The organism is Sphingomonas daechungensis, from assembly GCF_039543105.1.
GTDB classification, from domain to species: Bacteria; Pseudomonadota; Alphaproteobacteria; order Sphingomonadales; family Sphingomonadaceae; genus Sphingomicrobium; species Sphingomicrobium daechungense.
In genome coordinates this window covers 1703262-1716349 of the sequence record NZ_BAABJC010000001.1, presented here as the reverse complement: position 1 = coordinate 1716349, position 13088 = coordinate 1703262, and the positions used below count along the sequence as shown (strand labels likewise).

14 protein-coding genes (1 of these 14 only partly in view) are annotated in these 13088 nt (G+C 63.5%); 5 read left to right on the top strand and 9 right to left on the bottom strand.

Features of this window, described 5'->3' with window-relative positions:
• Positions 1-13: 13 nt before the first annotated feature.
• On the top strand, positions 14-406 hold the full coding sequence (locus tag ABD928_RS08985) for a DUF2147 domain-containing protein (protein WP_187715460.1): 393 nt from the start codon (positions 14-16) through the stop codon (positions 404-406).
• Between the two features lie 75 nt (positions 407-481).
• Positions 482-868, top strand: a complete 387-nt coding sequence (locus ABD928_RS08980) for a DUF2147 domain-containing protein (protein ID WP_187715461.1) — start codon at positions 482-484, stop codon at positions 866-868.
• On the opposite strand, the gene hutH is transcribed toward ABD928_RS08980, so the two are convergent.
• Genes hutH through hutI form a run of 4 tightly spaced genes read right to left on the bottom strand, consistent with a single transcriptional unit; the run spans position 861 to position 5886 of the window.
• Positions 861-2369 carry a histidine ammonia-lyase gene (hutH, locus tag ABD928_RS08975; protein ID WP_345168082.1) on the bottom strand — a complete coding sequence of 503 codons (1509 nt, stop codon included), beginning with the start codon at positions 2367-2369 and terminating at the stop codon, positions 861-863. The two genes, ABD928_RS08980 and hutH, sit on opposite strands and share 8 nt — an antisense overlap.
• Entirely contained in the window at positions 2366-4027 is a 1662-nt protein-coding gene (hutU, locus tag ABD928_RS08970; protein WP_345168080.1) for a urocanate hydratase, read from the bottom strand. The genes hutH and hutU overlap by 4 nt, the downstream gene beginning before the upstream one ends.
• 46 nt (positions 4028-4073) lie before the next feature.
• Positions 4074-4682 (bottom strand): Pr6Pr family membrane protein, encoded by a 609-nt coding sequence (locus tag ABD928_RS08965; protein WP_223276652.1) that lies wholly within the window; start codon positions 4680-4682, stop codon positions 4074-4076.
• Positions 4675-5886: an imidazolonepropionase gene (gene hutI / locus ABD928_RS08960; RefSeq protein ID WP_345168075.1), complete on the bottom strand. Its 1212-nt coding sequence runs from the start codon at positions 5884-5886 to the stop codon at positions 4675-4677. Before hutI ends, ABD928_RS08965 begins: the two co-directional genes overlap by 8 nt.
• Between hutI and ABD928_RS08955 the strand changes: the two genes are divergently transcribed.
• Entirely contained in the window at positions 5885-6808 is a 924-nt protein-coding gene (locus ABD928_RS08955; protein ID WP_187715462.1) for an arginase family protein, read from the top strand. The genes hutI and ABD928_RS08955 overlap by 2 nt on opposite strands.
• Here the strand turns inward: ABD928_RS08955 and ABD928_RS08950 are convergent.
• Positions 6793-7383 carry an alpha-ketoglutarate-dependent dioxygenase AlkB gene (locus tag ABD928_RS08950; RefSeq protein ID WP_223276539.1) on the bottom strand — a complete coding sequence of 197 codons (591 nt, stop codon included), beginning with the start codon at positions 7381-7383 and terminating at the stop codon, positions 6793-6795. The two genes, ABD928_RS08955 and ABD928_RS08950, sit on opposite strands and share 16 nt — an antisense overlap.
• Positions 7380-8375, bottom strand: a complete 996-nt coding sequence (locus ABD928_RS08945) for an ATP-dependent DNA ligase (protein WP_345168068.1) — start codon at positions 8373-8375, stop codon at positions 7380-7382. The genes ABD928_RS08950 and ABD928_RS08945 overlap by 4 nt, the downstream gene beginning before the upstream one ends.
• Positions 8376-8493: 118 nt before the next feature.
• On the opposite strand from ABD928_RS08945, the gene ABD928_RS08940 reads away from it, so the two are divergent.
• Positions 8494-9666, top strand: coding sequence for a M48 family metallopeptidase (locus tag ABD928_RS08940; RefSeq protein ID WP_345168064.1), 1173 nt, complete (start codon positions 8494-8496; stop codon positions 9664-9666).
• Between the two features lie 18 nt (positions 9667-9684).
• Here the strand turns inward: ABD928_RS08940 and ABD928_RS08935 are convergent, their stop codons facing one another.
• Complete coding sequence (locus ABD928_RS08935) at positions 9685-10452, bottom strand: SDR family NAD(P)-dependent oxidoreductase (protein WP_345168061.1); 768 nt, start codon at positions 10450-10452, stop codon at positions 9685-9687.
• A 373-nt stretch (positions 10453-10825) separates the two neighbouring features.
• Here ABD928_RS08935 and ABD928_RS08930 point away from each other — a divergent pair, with 373 nt between their 5' ends.
• A complete protein-coding gene (locus tag ABD928_RS08930) occupies positions 10826-11926 on the top strand; it encodes a tyrosine-type recombinase/integrase (RefSeq protein WP_345168058.1) in 1101 nt (366 codons plus the stop codon).
• Positions 11927-11956: 30 nt separating this feature from the next.
• Here the strand turns inward: ABD928_RS08930 and ABD928_RS08925 are convergent, their stop codons facing one another.
• The gene (locus ABD928_RS08925) at positions 11957-12169 is read right to left on the bottom strand and encodes a hypothetical protein (protein WP_187715464.1); all 213 of its coding nucleotides are present in this window, start codon (positions 12167-12169) and stop codon (positions 11957-11959) included.
• A 354-nt stretch (positions 12170-12523) separates the two neighbouring features.
• Positions 12524-13088 carry the final stretch of a hypothetical protein gene (locus ABD928_RS08920; protein WP_345168053.1) on the bottom strand. The gene runs 587 nt beyond the window's last position, so 565 of the gene's 1152 nt are visible here — the last part of the coding sequence; its start codon lies off the right edge, out of view; its stop codon occupies positions 12524-12526.

The window sequence follows — 13088 nt, the reverse complement described above, 5'->3', positions numbered from 1 at the left end:
CATAAGAGCCGTGATGATCGCGCTTATGACCTTGGCGGTTTCAGCGTCGGCTCCCGCGGAGTCTATCGAAGGGCTGTGGCTTCACCCGGAACGCAGCGTCATCATTCATCTGTCGCCGTGCGGAAACGCACTGTGCGGCACGGTGACCTGGGCGAACGAGAATGCGAAGAAGGCGGCAAGGCGAGGGATCGATCCCTTGGTCGGAGCTCGGCTGCTGACCGACCTCCGGCCGCGATCGAACGGGCAATGGCGGGGCAAACTCTTCGTCCCCGACCTCAACGTCCGGGTGAACGGCAAGATCACGCCGATCAATCCCAACAAACTTCGCGTGTCCGGTTGCCTGATCGGCGGAATGATCTGCGGATCGCAGGTCTGGACGCGTACGGACCAGCCGGTCGCGCGCTGAGGCGAGCCGAAACCGTTCATCGCCGCGCAAGCTGAGCGCGCCATTATTGCCGCAAATCTCCACTAAATGGGCGTCATGAAACGCATTATTCTGAGCATTGCGACGGCCGCTCTTGCGCTTGCTTCGACAACGCCCGCGTTCGCGCAGGCGCTCGAAGGCAAGTGGGCCAATTCGAAGCGCAGCGTGATCGTCCAGGTGGCGAAGTGCGGCGAGGCCTATTGCGGCACCGTCAGCTGGGCCACGCCGAAGAACAAGGCGAAGGGCGCCGAGCCCGGCACCCGCGTGCTGACCGACCTGCGGCCCGTGAGCGACGGCGTCTACAAGGGCAAGGCTTATGAGCCGAAGCGCAACATCCGCGGATCGGCAACCGTGCACCAGGTCGGGCCCAACACGATGGTCGTGAAGGGCTGCGCGGTGTTCGGAGTCTTCTGTTCCGAGCAGCGCTGGACGCGCGTCAGCTAAGCCCGATCACGTCGAAGCCGATCTCGTTGGCGAGAACGGCGCCCTGCAGATCGCTCATTTCGTCGGCCCAGTAGCGGTCGGCGGTGAAGTGCGGCGAATGCTCCCGAACGGCCGAGTGGATCAGACGAAGCTTCGGGCTCGTTTTCAGCGGCGCGTGATAATCGATGCCCTCCGCACCCGCCATCAGCTCGACCGCAACGACTCCGGCCGTGTTCTTGGCGATCTTGACCGCTTTCCGGCCCGCGATGGGAGCCATCGAGACATGGTCTTCCTGCCCCGCGCTCGTCGGAATCGAGTCGACGCTGGCGGGGAAAGCGAGGGTCTTGTTCTCGCTGACCAGGGCAGCTGCAGTAACCTGCGGGATCATGAGGCCGGAATTGACCCCGCTGTCCTGGGTCAGGAACGCGGGCAGGCCGCTCATCTTCGGGTCGACGAGCACGCTGGTCCTCCGCTCCGAGATCGATCCGACTTCGCACAGTGCCATCGCAATCATGTCCGCCGCGAAGGCGACCGGCTGGGCATGGAAATTGCCGCCGGAAATCGCTCCGTCCTCGTCGGGAAACAGGATCGGGTTGTCGGTGACGGCGCCCGCTTCGATGGTCAGCGTTCGCGCCGCACATTCGAGCAGGTCGAGCGAGGCGCCCATGACCTGCGGCTGGCAGCGGAAGCTGTAGGGATCCTGGACGCGGCTGCAGCTGACATGGCTGGTCAGGATCTCGCTGCCTTCAAGCAGGTCGGCAATGGCTGCCGCCACACGAATCTGGCCTGGCTGCCCCCGCAGCTCGGAGATTCGGGGATCGAACGGCTTGGAACTGCCCTTCAACGCGTCCACCGAAAGCGATCCGGCCGCGACCGCCGCGGCGAAGACTCGCTCACCGAAAAACAGGGCATCGAGCGCAAGCGCCGTACTCGCCTGCGTGCCATTGATGAGCGCGAGGCCTTCCTTCGGCGCGAGCTGCAGCGGCTCGAGGCCGATCTTCTTCAAAGCGTCGGCCGCCGGGATGAAGCCGCCCATGTCGATGCGTCCGTAGCCCATCAGGGCTGCAATCAGGTGAGCAAGGGGGGCGAGGTCGCCGCTTGCGCCGACGCTGCCCTGCGACGGGATGACCGGCATCGCTCCATGTTCCAGCAGCGTCTGCAGCGCCTCGATCACCACCGGCCGAACACCGGAATGACCACGGCCGAGGCCGAGTAGCTTCAGCACGATCATGAGCTTGGTGACGTTACGGGGAAGCGCTTCGCCAAGCCCAGCGCTGTGCGACAGGATGAGGTTGGTCTGCAGCTCGGCGAGGCGATCGTCCGGGATTCGCGTGTTCGCGAGCAGGCCGAAACCGGTGTTCACGCCGTAGACGGTCTCGCCTCCGGCCACGATCCGGTCGACAGATGCAGCCGCATTCGCGACGCGCTGCATCGCTGTGTCGTCGAGTTCGGCGACCTGCTCCTCGCCGCACCAGAACTTGCGCAGCAGGTCCAGCGTGACGTTGTTGGGATCGACCTTCATGCGCCGACCATCGGCAGGTCGAGACCCTGCTCATGCGCGCAGTCGATAGCGATGCGATAGCCCGCGTCGGCGTGACGCATCACGCCCGTGCCGGGGTCATTCCACAAAACGCGCTCCAGCCGCCGCGCGGCATCGTCTGTGCCGTCGGCGACGATCACCATTCCGCTGTGCTGCGAATAGCCCATGCCGACGCCGCCGCCGTGATGGAGCGATACCCAGGTTGCGCCGCCGGCCGTGTTGAGGAGCGCATTCAGAAGCGGCCAGTCGGACACGACGTCGCTGCCGTCCATCATGCTTTCCGTTTCGCGGTTGGGCGAGGCGACCGAGCCGCTATCCAGATGGTCGCGGCCAATCACGATCGGCGCGCTGACTTCGCCATTCCGCACCATCTCGTTGAACGCGAGGCCGAGCTTGTGGCGCTGGCCAAGGCCAACCCAGCAGATGCGCGCGGGCAGGCCCTGAAAGGCGATGCGCTCCCGAGCCATGTCGAGCCAGCGGTGAAGGTGGGGATCGTCGGGGATCAGTTCCTTCACCCGTCGATCGGTGCGGTAGATGTCCTCCGGATCGCCGGACAGGGCGACCCAGCGGAACGGTCCGATGCCGCGGCAAAAGAGCGGGCGAACGTAAGCGGGAACGAACCCGGGGAAATCGAACGCATGGGTGACGCCCATGTCCTTCGCTTCCTGGCGGATGTTGTTGCCATAATCGAACGTCGGGACGCCCATATCCTTGAACGCGAGCATGGCTTCGACGTGGACCGCGATCGACGCTCGTGCCGCTTCGGCGACGGCGGCGGGGTCGCGCTCGCGCATCTCCTGCCATTTCGCGACCGACCAGCCCGCCGGGCAGTAGCCGTTGGCGGGGTCGTGCGCGCTCGTCTGGTCCGTCAACGCGTCCGGACGAATGCCGCGCCTCAACATCTCCGGCAGGATCTCCGCCGCATTGCCGAGCAGGCCGACGCTGGTCGGCTCCGTAGCGTGTGCGAGGATCTCCAGCGCCTCGTCGATCGTCGCGGCGCGCTTGTCGAGGTATCGCGTTTCCAGCCGCTTCTCGATTCGGCTTTCCTGGCATTCGATGGCGATGCAATGCGCGCCGGCCATCACCGCCGCGAGAGGCTGCGCGCCGCCCATTCCGCCAAGCCCGGCCGTCAGGATCCATTTGCCGTTGAGATCGCCGCCGAAATGCTGGCGACCCATCTCCGCGAAGGTCTCGTAGGTGCCCTGAACGATGCCCTGCGTGCCGATGTAGATCCACGAGCCCGCGGTCATCTGGCCGTACATCATGAGCCCGGCGCGATCGAGCGCGTTGAACGTCTCCCATGTCGCCCACTTCGGCACGATGTTGGAATTGGCGATCAGCACGCGGGGCGCATCCTTGTGCGTCGGGAAGACTCCGACGGGCTTGCCCGATTGCACCAGCAGGGTCTGATTTTCCTCCAGTCGCTCGAGCGTCTCGACGATCTTGTCGAAGCACTGCCAATTGCGTGCGGCGCGGCCGATGCCGCCGTAGACGACCAGGCTCTGTGGATCCTCGGCAACCTCGTCGTCGAGATTGTTCATCAGCATCCGGACTGCCGCTTCGGTGGTCCAGCTCTTCGCCACGATCTCGCTTCCGCGGCGGGCGCGGATGCGGCGGCTGTTGTCGCGTCGGTCAGTCAAATCCTACCCCTTCCCCAATCGCCGCCGCTCTAGCGGTTCCGTCGGCTTAGCCCAAGGGCCGGCCTCGATTACGGCCGGCGAGGCGGCTGAATGCCACCATCAACACGCCAGCGATCACGAAAGCGATGGCCAACCCTACTGCGTTCAACGCGGTCCGCGCCGGGCCCAGCTCGGCAAGATTCATGAACGGATAGGGATAGCGCCCATCGATCGATCCACGCACGATGGCGTAAGCAAAATAAGCGAGCGGATAGAGGCTCCAAAGCAAGGAGTGCTGCCAACGCAGGCCGTACTTCGGCGCGATCGCGATCCAGTAAAGAACCGTCATGATCGGCACCGCATAGTGCAGGATCGTATCCGCGATCAGCGCCGCGCCTTCGAGTTGCAGGAGGCCGCGAAGAAGGGTCACATAAACGACGCCGACGAGCCCGATCGCCAGGGTCACGCCGGCATGGATGAAGGAAGACACGCGCCGGTCGAGCGCGACAGCCGTCATGGTGACGGCGACGATCAGGTTCGTCGTGATCGTAAAGAAGCGCAGGATGATCCAGAGCGTCTCGAGCACCGAACCGGAAGTGCCGAATGTTGCGTAGAATTGGATGCCAAGCCCCACCCAGGCGGTTAGGGCAATGATCACGGCGAGAAGCCTAGGCATCTGTCCCCCCGAACATCCGACGCTCGGGTCCCGGTAACCCGATCCAGTAGCCGAGTTCCGAGAGATTTTCGATCCGCCAGACGCAGAGATCCGCGGCTTTCCCCGCGGCAATACTCCCGACCTCATGAGCCAGGCCGAGCGCACGAGCCGCGTTGATCGTCATACCCGCCACGGCCTCCTCCGGCGTCAGGCCGAACAAGGTGCAAGCCATATTCATCGTCAGCGTGGGCGACAGCATCGGGGAAGTTCCCGGGTTGCAATCGGTCGCGATTGCAATCGGCACCTTGTGCTTGCGCAGAACCGCCACCGGCGGCTTCCTCGTTTCCTGAAGCGCATAGAAGGCGCCGGGCAAGAGCACGGCCACCGTTCCAGCCTTGGCCATCGCCTTGGCGCCCGCATCGTCGAGATGCTCGAGGTGATCGGCGGACAGTGCCTTGTAGCTGGCGGCGAGCGCGGCGCCGTTCTGGTTCGACAATTGTTCGGCGTGAAGCCGCACCGGCAAGCCGTTGGCGCGCGCCGCATTGAATATGCGTTCGACCTCCTGCGGAGTGAAAGCGATGCTTTCGCAGAAGGCATCGACGCTCGTTGCCAGCCTTTCGCGGGCCGCGCGCGGGATCAGCTTGTCCGCGATCATTGCGACATAGTCGTCACGTCGATCCCTGTACTCGGGCGGAAGGGCATGGAGCGCCAGCAACGTCGGGACGATGCGCACCGCCTCGCTGGCGGCTAAGGCCGCGGTGCAGCGAAGCAGGCGGATTTCGCCTTCAACGTCGAGCGCATAACCCGACTTGATTTCCACCGTCGTGACGCCGCCCTTGATCAGCGCGTCGAGGCGATACGCCGCAGACGCCAGAAGCTGATCGGTGGAGGCGGCATGCGTCGCCTTGACCGTCGAGGCGATTCCGCCTCCGGCCTTGGCGATTTCCTCGTAGGTCGCTCCGGCGCGGCGCATGGCATGCTCGTCCGCACGGGTGCCGCCGAAGATCAGGTGCGTGTGGCAATCAACAAGGCCCGGGGTGACCCAGGCGCCGCCGAGCGCGACGACCTCCTTCGCCCTGAAACCGGCCAGCTCGGTGCGCTTGCCGACACGGAGGATCCGGCCGTCCTGAATCGCGATGGCGCCATTTTCGATCAGACCCAGCGGGTTGCCCGGCAAGGGCTCCATGGTGGCGATACGGCAGTCGACAAGGAGGCTGTCCCACATGGCCGTCGCCTTAGGCGACTGCTCTTGCTACGGCAAAGGAATGCGTGGCTGGCCCAACCTTTCCGAGCTTCTCGTGGCACGGGATTCGAACGCGCCCGTTGGCCTCGTGGGGGCGCCACTCGCAGCCGGATCGGTCACGCCGGGTTCCTGCGATCTTGCGCCAGCTTTACTGCGTGAGACACTTCGGAGAATCGGCCGGTACGACATCGAGACCAAGCGCGAAATCTCGACCCGCATCGTCGATCGCGGCGATGTGGAGATCGCCGGAATGACCATCGAGCAGGCGACGGGACCGATCCGCGAGGCCGTGCAGTTCAGCGCGGCGCTTCACGAGTTGACCTTAGTCGTCGGCGGCAACAATGCGGTGACCCGTCCTGCCGTTCTCGGGCTTGGAATGCCGCTGGAAAGAGTCGGCCTCATCACGCTCGACGCCCATTTCGACATGCGCGACACGCACGAGGGATTGAGCAACGGCAACCCGGTTCGCGCTTTGATCAACGATGGGCTTCCCGGCGCGAATATCGCGCAAATCGGACTCGCGGCGTTCGCGAACAGTCGCCGGATGCATGAGGACGCAGTCGCCGCAGGCAATCTCGTCATCACGATTGGCGAAGTCGGCCTCAACGGCGTCCCACGCGCGATCGAGCGGGCGCTAAGCCATGTCGAGCATTGCGAAGCGATCGTCGTCGACTGCGACATCGACGTCATCGACCGCTCGCAACTGCCGGGTGCACCGGGTGCGCGACCCGGTGGGATGGCCGTTGCCGATTTCTTCAACGCAGTGCGTTACCTGGCGTCGCAGCGGAAAGTGCGCGTCATCGACCTCACCGAGTGGGATCCGCCACTCGATACCACCGACCTCAGCGCGCTGACCGCAGCGCGCTGGGTCGCGGAATGCCTTTCCGGCTACGAGCTGCGCTGAGCGTCCGCGGCCTTCCCGCGGCCGATATCGGACATGGTTCGGAACGTGATGGAGAAGCGCAGCTGGTCGCCGGGGACGATCCGATGCTCCCACTCGTGGCGCGCTTCACCGGAAAGTCGATAAGCCGAACGAGGCTCGACCGGCAGGTTGATACGGAGGAAGCCATCCTCCGTCCTTCGCCGGAAGCGGAGGATCGCCGGTGATCCCAGCGAGACGCCGACGACCCGGTCGAACACGCTTCGATCCTTGTGCCACCCGATGCCGGCGCCAGGATCGTATCGCGCGATCAGGGCGTGGGCGATGTCCGCACCCGCCCACGCTGCGGCTCCCTGACAAAGCGGCTCCAACCACCCGGGGATGGGTTCCGCCGGCGCAAAGCTGGCGTCGTCGAAATCGTAGCGCCAGCCGAAGCTCTGTGTCTTCCGATTGCCGGTCCAGCCGTGGAAGCGGAATGGCGCGAGGTCCATTCGCTCAACCTCCGCCAACAGCGCGGCTTCCTCGTCCCGGGTGACGAAATCCGGCCGATAGTCCAGACCGTCGATCAGTGGAGCGGCGAACAGGTCCGCCTGGGTCACGACCCGAATAGCTCCGCGATTTCGGACGGCCGCAGCTCGGGCGCGAGCTGCTCGAACGTGCACTGCTTGGGAGCCTTGTCCGGCCGCCAGCGCAGCAGCGCGGTGCCGTGGCGGAAACGCCGTCCCGTGACCTGATCGTAGCGGACTTCGACGACCAGCTTCGGCTTCAGCGGCTCCCACTGCCCGCTGCGCTCGGTACTCCATCGGCTTGGGCCACCGGGCGCGTTGCCCGTGAATCCAGGCGGCTTGATCAGTGCTTCCAGCGTCCTGGTCAGCTCGGGGCGCTCCTTGGCGGGAATTGCAGACGTGAAGCCCACATGATGAAGCAAGCGCTCGTCGTCATAGAGGCCGAGCAGCAAGGAGCCGACCTCGTGCTTCTTTTCGGCGTATCGGAAACCACCGACGACGCAGTCCGCGGTCCGTAGCTGCTTCACCTTGATCATCGCACGCTCGCCGAAGCGGTAGGGTTGGTCGAGGCGCTTCGCGACGACACCGTCCAACGCCCCTCCGCTCCGCTTCAGCCAGCCCGCCGCGACGTCCCGATCGGTCGTCGCCGGGGACAACAGCAAACCGTCAACCGCGTTCACCCTGAAGAAACGTTCGAGCGCCTGCCGCCGTCCGGAGAGAGGGTTGTCGTCAACGGACCTCCCTCCCGCTTCGAGGATGTCGAACAGCATCAACAATGCCGGCGTCTCCTGCGCAAGCTTGCGGACCCGGCTTTCGGCGGGATGCAACCGCATCTGCAGGGCCTCGAAGTCGAGGCGGTCCTGGAGCGGAATGATCAGCTCACCGTCGAGTGTGAACCGGTCGGCCGCGACCTTCCCGAGCGTTTCTAGCACTTCGGGAAAATAGCGGCCGAGTGGCTTGCCGGACCGGGAGATCATTTCCACAGTCCCGCCGTCTCGGCGCGCGATGCACCGGAAGCCGTCCCATTTCGGCTCGTACTGCCAGCCTTCGCCTTCGGGCAATTCCGCGGCGAGCAGGGCTTCCATGGGTGCCGGGACTGACGAGGCTTTTGCCATTCGTAGATAATCGCCACGCCTTCGCAGTCGTTCCCATTGCGCTTGCACGTCGTGAGGTTACGTTGCCGTTCCGAACTGGGGAGGCAGCATGGCATTCGACCCGAACGTGGCGACGGCGCGATATATCGACAGCCTCGGACCCACAGCGCTTCAGAAGGCGCACGACTACACCGTCGGCAAGGAATGGATGCTGCTCTGGGCGCTCGTCGTGTCGGCGGTGGTGACCTGGCTGATCGTTCGATGGGGGATCCTCGACGCAATCGACCGCCGACTTCCGGAGCGAAGACAGAACCTACGGGCGTTCGTGCTCAGCTTCATCTTCCTGATCGTCTCGGGCGTGCTCAGCCTGCCGTGGACGATCTACGACGATTGGTGGCGCGAGACCGGCTATGGGCGGACCAGCCAGCCGTTCGCCGACTGGCTCGGGCAGAATGCGCTTTCGGCCGCAATTACGTCGCTCGTCCTCGCTGCCTTCATGATCGGCGTTTACTGGCTGATCCGGCGCGCGGGAAAGCGTTGGTGGATCTGGTCGGGCGCGCTGACCGCGGCGGTCATGGCCTTCGTCATGCTGCTCTCGCCCGTACTGATCGAGCCCTTGTTCAATAAATATGAGCCGGTCCCGCCCGGCCAAGTTCGCGACACGGTCGTGGAGATGGCCAAGCGTGCCGAAATCCCCCCGGACAAGGTCTTCATGTTCGACGGATCGCGCCAGTCGAACAACTTCACCGCCAATGCCGGCGGAGTCGGGAGCACGGCACGGGTCGCGATCTCCGACGTCGCGCTCAAGAGTGCCTCGATCGATGAGGTGAAGGCCGTGACCGGTCACGAGATCGGACATTACGTCCTCAAGCATACCTGGTCGGGGATTCTGTTCTTCGCGGTCCTGGCGATGGTGCTCTTCTGGCTCGCAGAAAAGCTCTACCCGCGCTTTGCCCGGGCGTTTGGGTCGGACGCCAAAATCGATGACCCTCGCGGGGTGCCGGTGCTGTTCTTCCTCATCTCGGTTTTTGCCGTCGCCGCGTCGCCCTTCATCAACACGTTCGGCCGGACGCTGGAAACGCAGGCCGACATGTATTCGCTGGAGACGGAGAACCGCCCGGACGCCCTCGCCAGCGCGCTCGTGAAAACGGCCGAGTATCGCTATCCCCGACCCAATGCGGTCGAGGAGTTCGTGTTCTACGATCACCCTTCCGTCGAACGGCGGGTCCGGGTGGCAATGGAATGGAAGGCCGCGCATCCGGACCCGGCCGCTGCGAAGTGACCAAGCGGCTGAGGTGACCTAGAGGCCCTGGCCTCCGGAGACCTCGATCCTTTGGCCGGTCACCCAGCCGGTTTCTCCAACGAGCAAAGCGGTAATCGCACCGCCGACATCGTCGGGCAGGCCGACGCGGCCCATCGCCGTGTTGGCCGCGACCTGCTTGTTGATCTCTGGATTGTCGCGGACGCGCCCGCCTCCAAAGTCGGTCTCGATCGCGCCGGGCGCGATCGCATTTACCGCGATGCGGCGCGGACCGAGCTCCTTGGCAAGATAGCGCGTCAGCACTTCGACGGCGCCCTTGAGCGAGCCGTAGATCGAAGCGCCGGGATAGGCGAAGCGGGCGAGGCCGGAGGACAAGTTCACGATCTTGCCGCCATCGACAATCGACGGCAGCAGCTTCTGCGTCAGGAAGAACACGCCCTTGAAGTGGATGTTGGTGAGCCGATCGAAGTCCGCTTCCGTTGCTTCGGCGAAGGGGACGTGAAGGCCGATGCCGGCGTTGTTGACGAGATAGTCGATCGTCTCGCGGTCCCAGTTCTCCTTGAGCACTTCACGGAGTTGAGAGGCGAATGCGTCGAAGGTGACGGCGTCGCCGGTGTCGAGCTGCAGGGCGACCGCCTTCCGGCCGAGGTCCACGATTTCCGCAACGGCTGCGTCGGCTTCGGCATTGTTCGAATGGTAGGTGAGCACGACATTGACGCCGGCGCGGGCGAGGTGGACGGCGGTGTTGCGGCCAAGGCCGCGGCTGCCGCCGGTGATGAGTGCGATCTTCGGGGATTGGTCGGGCATGGCGATCCTTCCAGGAGGGAAGTCGTCACGTAAGAAACGCCAGCCCAAACTTCACGTGCCGCGGGCACAAAAAAAAGCCGCCCGAAGGCGGCTGATGTGTTGGTTGCGGGGGTAGGATTTGAACCTACGACCTTCAGGTTATGAGCCTGATCCGAGCGGTTTTCACAACTATTTGAATCAGGCTCCAAAACTCGGCTAACGTGCTGATTATACGGAGATTTCCTGATGCCAAGAGATGCCAACTTCGGACATTCAGTGTCAACAATATGCCAGCTGAGTACGGACACAGCGCGGACACAGAGAAGTCAGCGCAAATTGGATGATCGATTCGTTCGTGAATGCGAGCCGCCAGTTCAAGGCAATCGGATTTCCTATGACAGTCGCCTGTCGGGCTTCGGGCTACGGGCTACGGGTCACAGCTGGTGGCGCTCGCTCGTTTGTCTTCAACTATCGGATAAAGGGCCGGGAGCGCCGCATCACGATAGGCCAATATCCAGCCTGGTCCGCTCTCGCGGCTCGGAAGCAGGCCGAGCATCTACGCCGCCAGGTCGATATCGGCCTCGACCCGTTGGACGGCCGTATCGCGGAGAGGGAAGCGCCCACAGTTCGGGCGTTATATGTCCGATACGAAGAAGAGCACCTGCCGACTAAGGCGCCTCGGTCAGCGGCAGATGATCGCGGGATGTGGAAGAACGATATTCTTCCCGCGCTCGGTGCAAAGAAGGTTGCTGATCTGCGCCCGCAGGACTGCGACGCGTTACATCGCACTATCAGCCACACGCGGCCGATCCGCGCAAATCGAGTAAATGAGGTCCTCAGGAAAGCTCTGAACCTGTCGATCAGGTGGGGCTGGATCGAGCGCAATCCCGCGACCGGCGTGCGCAGAAACCCGGAGCCGAAGAGACACCGTTATCTTGACCGGGAAGAGGTTGGGCGGCTGATCGACGCACTCAACAAGCACTCTGAACGAACATCGTCCGACGCGATCCTATTCATGCTCCTGACCGGCTGCCGAAAGAGCGAAGCACTGAATGCCACCTGGTCCCAGTTCGACCTTGGCAATCAAGTCTGGACCAAACCAAGCGCTGAAACCAAACAGCGCCGCGAGCACCGTGTTCCCTATTCTTCTGCTGCGGCGTCGATCCTCAAGCGCAGGTCTGGGTCTGCTGGCCAGCAAGTGTTTGCCGGCAGCACCGGTGGGGCGTTACAGGACGTTCGCCGAACGTGGGCTGCCGTATCTAAGTCTGCTGGTCTTCAAAGTGTTCGGCTCCACGACTTGCGTCACACCTTCGCCAGTTTGGTCGCATCATCCGGACAATCGCTAATGGTTGTCGGCGAGCTCCTTGGGCATTCGACTCCGCAAACTACGAAGCGATATGCGCACCTCTACGACGATGCTCTCCGAAGCGCGTCGGAGGGCGTCTCGCGGTCACTACGGACGCAGAGGAAGCGCCGCAGGAAACTCAAGGGCTAGCGGCAGGAATGGGTGGAAAGTTGCCATTCCTTAGCGAATAAGATGCTGAGCGATGGCCTCGCCGACTAGCGAGCTAGCAATCGCCGCTCCACGTAAATCTGCGCCGCCATTTAGGGCGTTGCTCGCAGCATCAATGTCTGCGCTGCTTTCGGCAACGCGCTTGTAGACTTCATGGTCCACCAAGGCCCTGCGGCGGTGCTTGCGCGCAAATCTCAGCGCGGCAACGTATTCGAGCTGCCGCATTAGATCAGCCCTCACCATTGCACCGCCCGGCTCAGTGGCCGTCACCTCCCTGACGAAGGTGCGAACTCCCAAGTCCTCGAGAACTGGGCGGCTAAATGCGATTGGTAGAAGCGCCGCCAACCGATGAGCTTGACCCTCGCCAAATCCATTGGCCCGAAGACACGCTATCTGATGATCTCCCGACAGGCCCAACGTGCGAGCGAGTATCTCCGCAGCTTCAATGAGCCTTTGGTCGGAAATCGCGGAGCGCCTCGGCCAGATCGTCACGCCGCCAGCGTATGGCTCGGATCAGGCCTCCGCAATGGGGTCGAGGCTAATGGCAGGAATGGGTCGAAAGCGGACTCTAGCAATAAGCTAGATACCAAGGTCATATCGGTTGACCGTCCGAGCGAGTTTGTCGCCGATGCGCGACGGGGAGTTCGAGACTTCCCGCGCTAATTCGTCGCCAATGCTGAGCGCGAACGCACGAAGTTGGGGGAATTGCACACCCCGCAGCGCGGCGCGATTGACCATCAGGCCAAGCATTTGGCGCGCCAGAAGGTCGTTTAGCGCGTCCTTCTGGACGCTCTTCACCAAGTCGGGGTCCGCCCACTGCCGCATTTCGAATAGGTCTGTTTGGACTTCGTCGACTACGCGGTTCCAAAGCTCGCTGTTCGGCCACCTCGACCGATTGGAGTCTCTGGTGGGCTGGGCGTGGCGAATGGCCTCAATCGAAGCGGCAAACATGTCTCCGAGCCGATTGTCTAAGTCGGACCATGTGCGAATATTCCAGCGCTCCTTCAGGTAATGCTTTCCAGCCCGGACTTCGACACGCCAAATTCGGCTTTCGGTCGGATCGTCCTGCTTCAATGGAGGTTCTCCCGAGCGCGCCCTTGAGGCGTTCCAGATTTCCCACCAGCCGACCTTATGCTTCGCGATC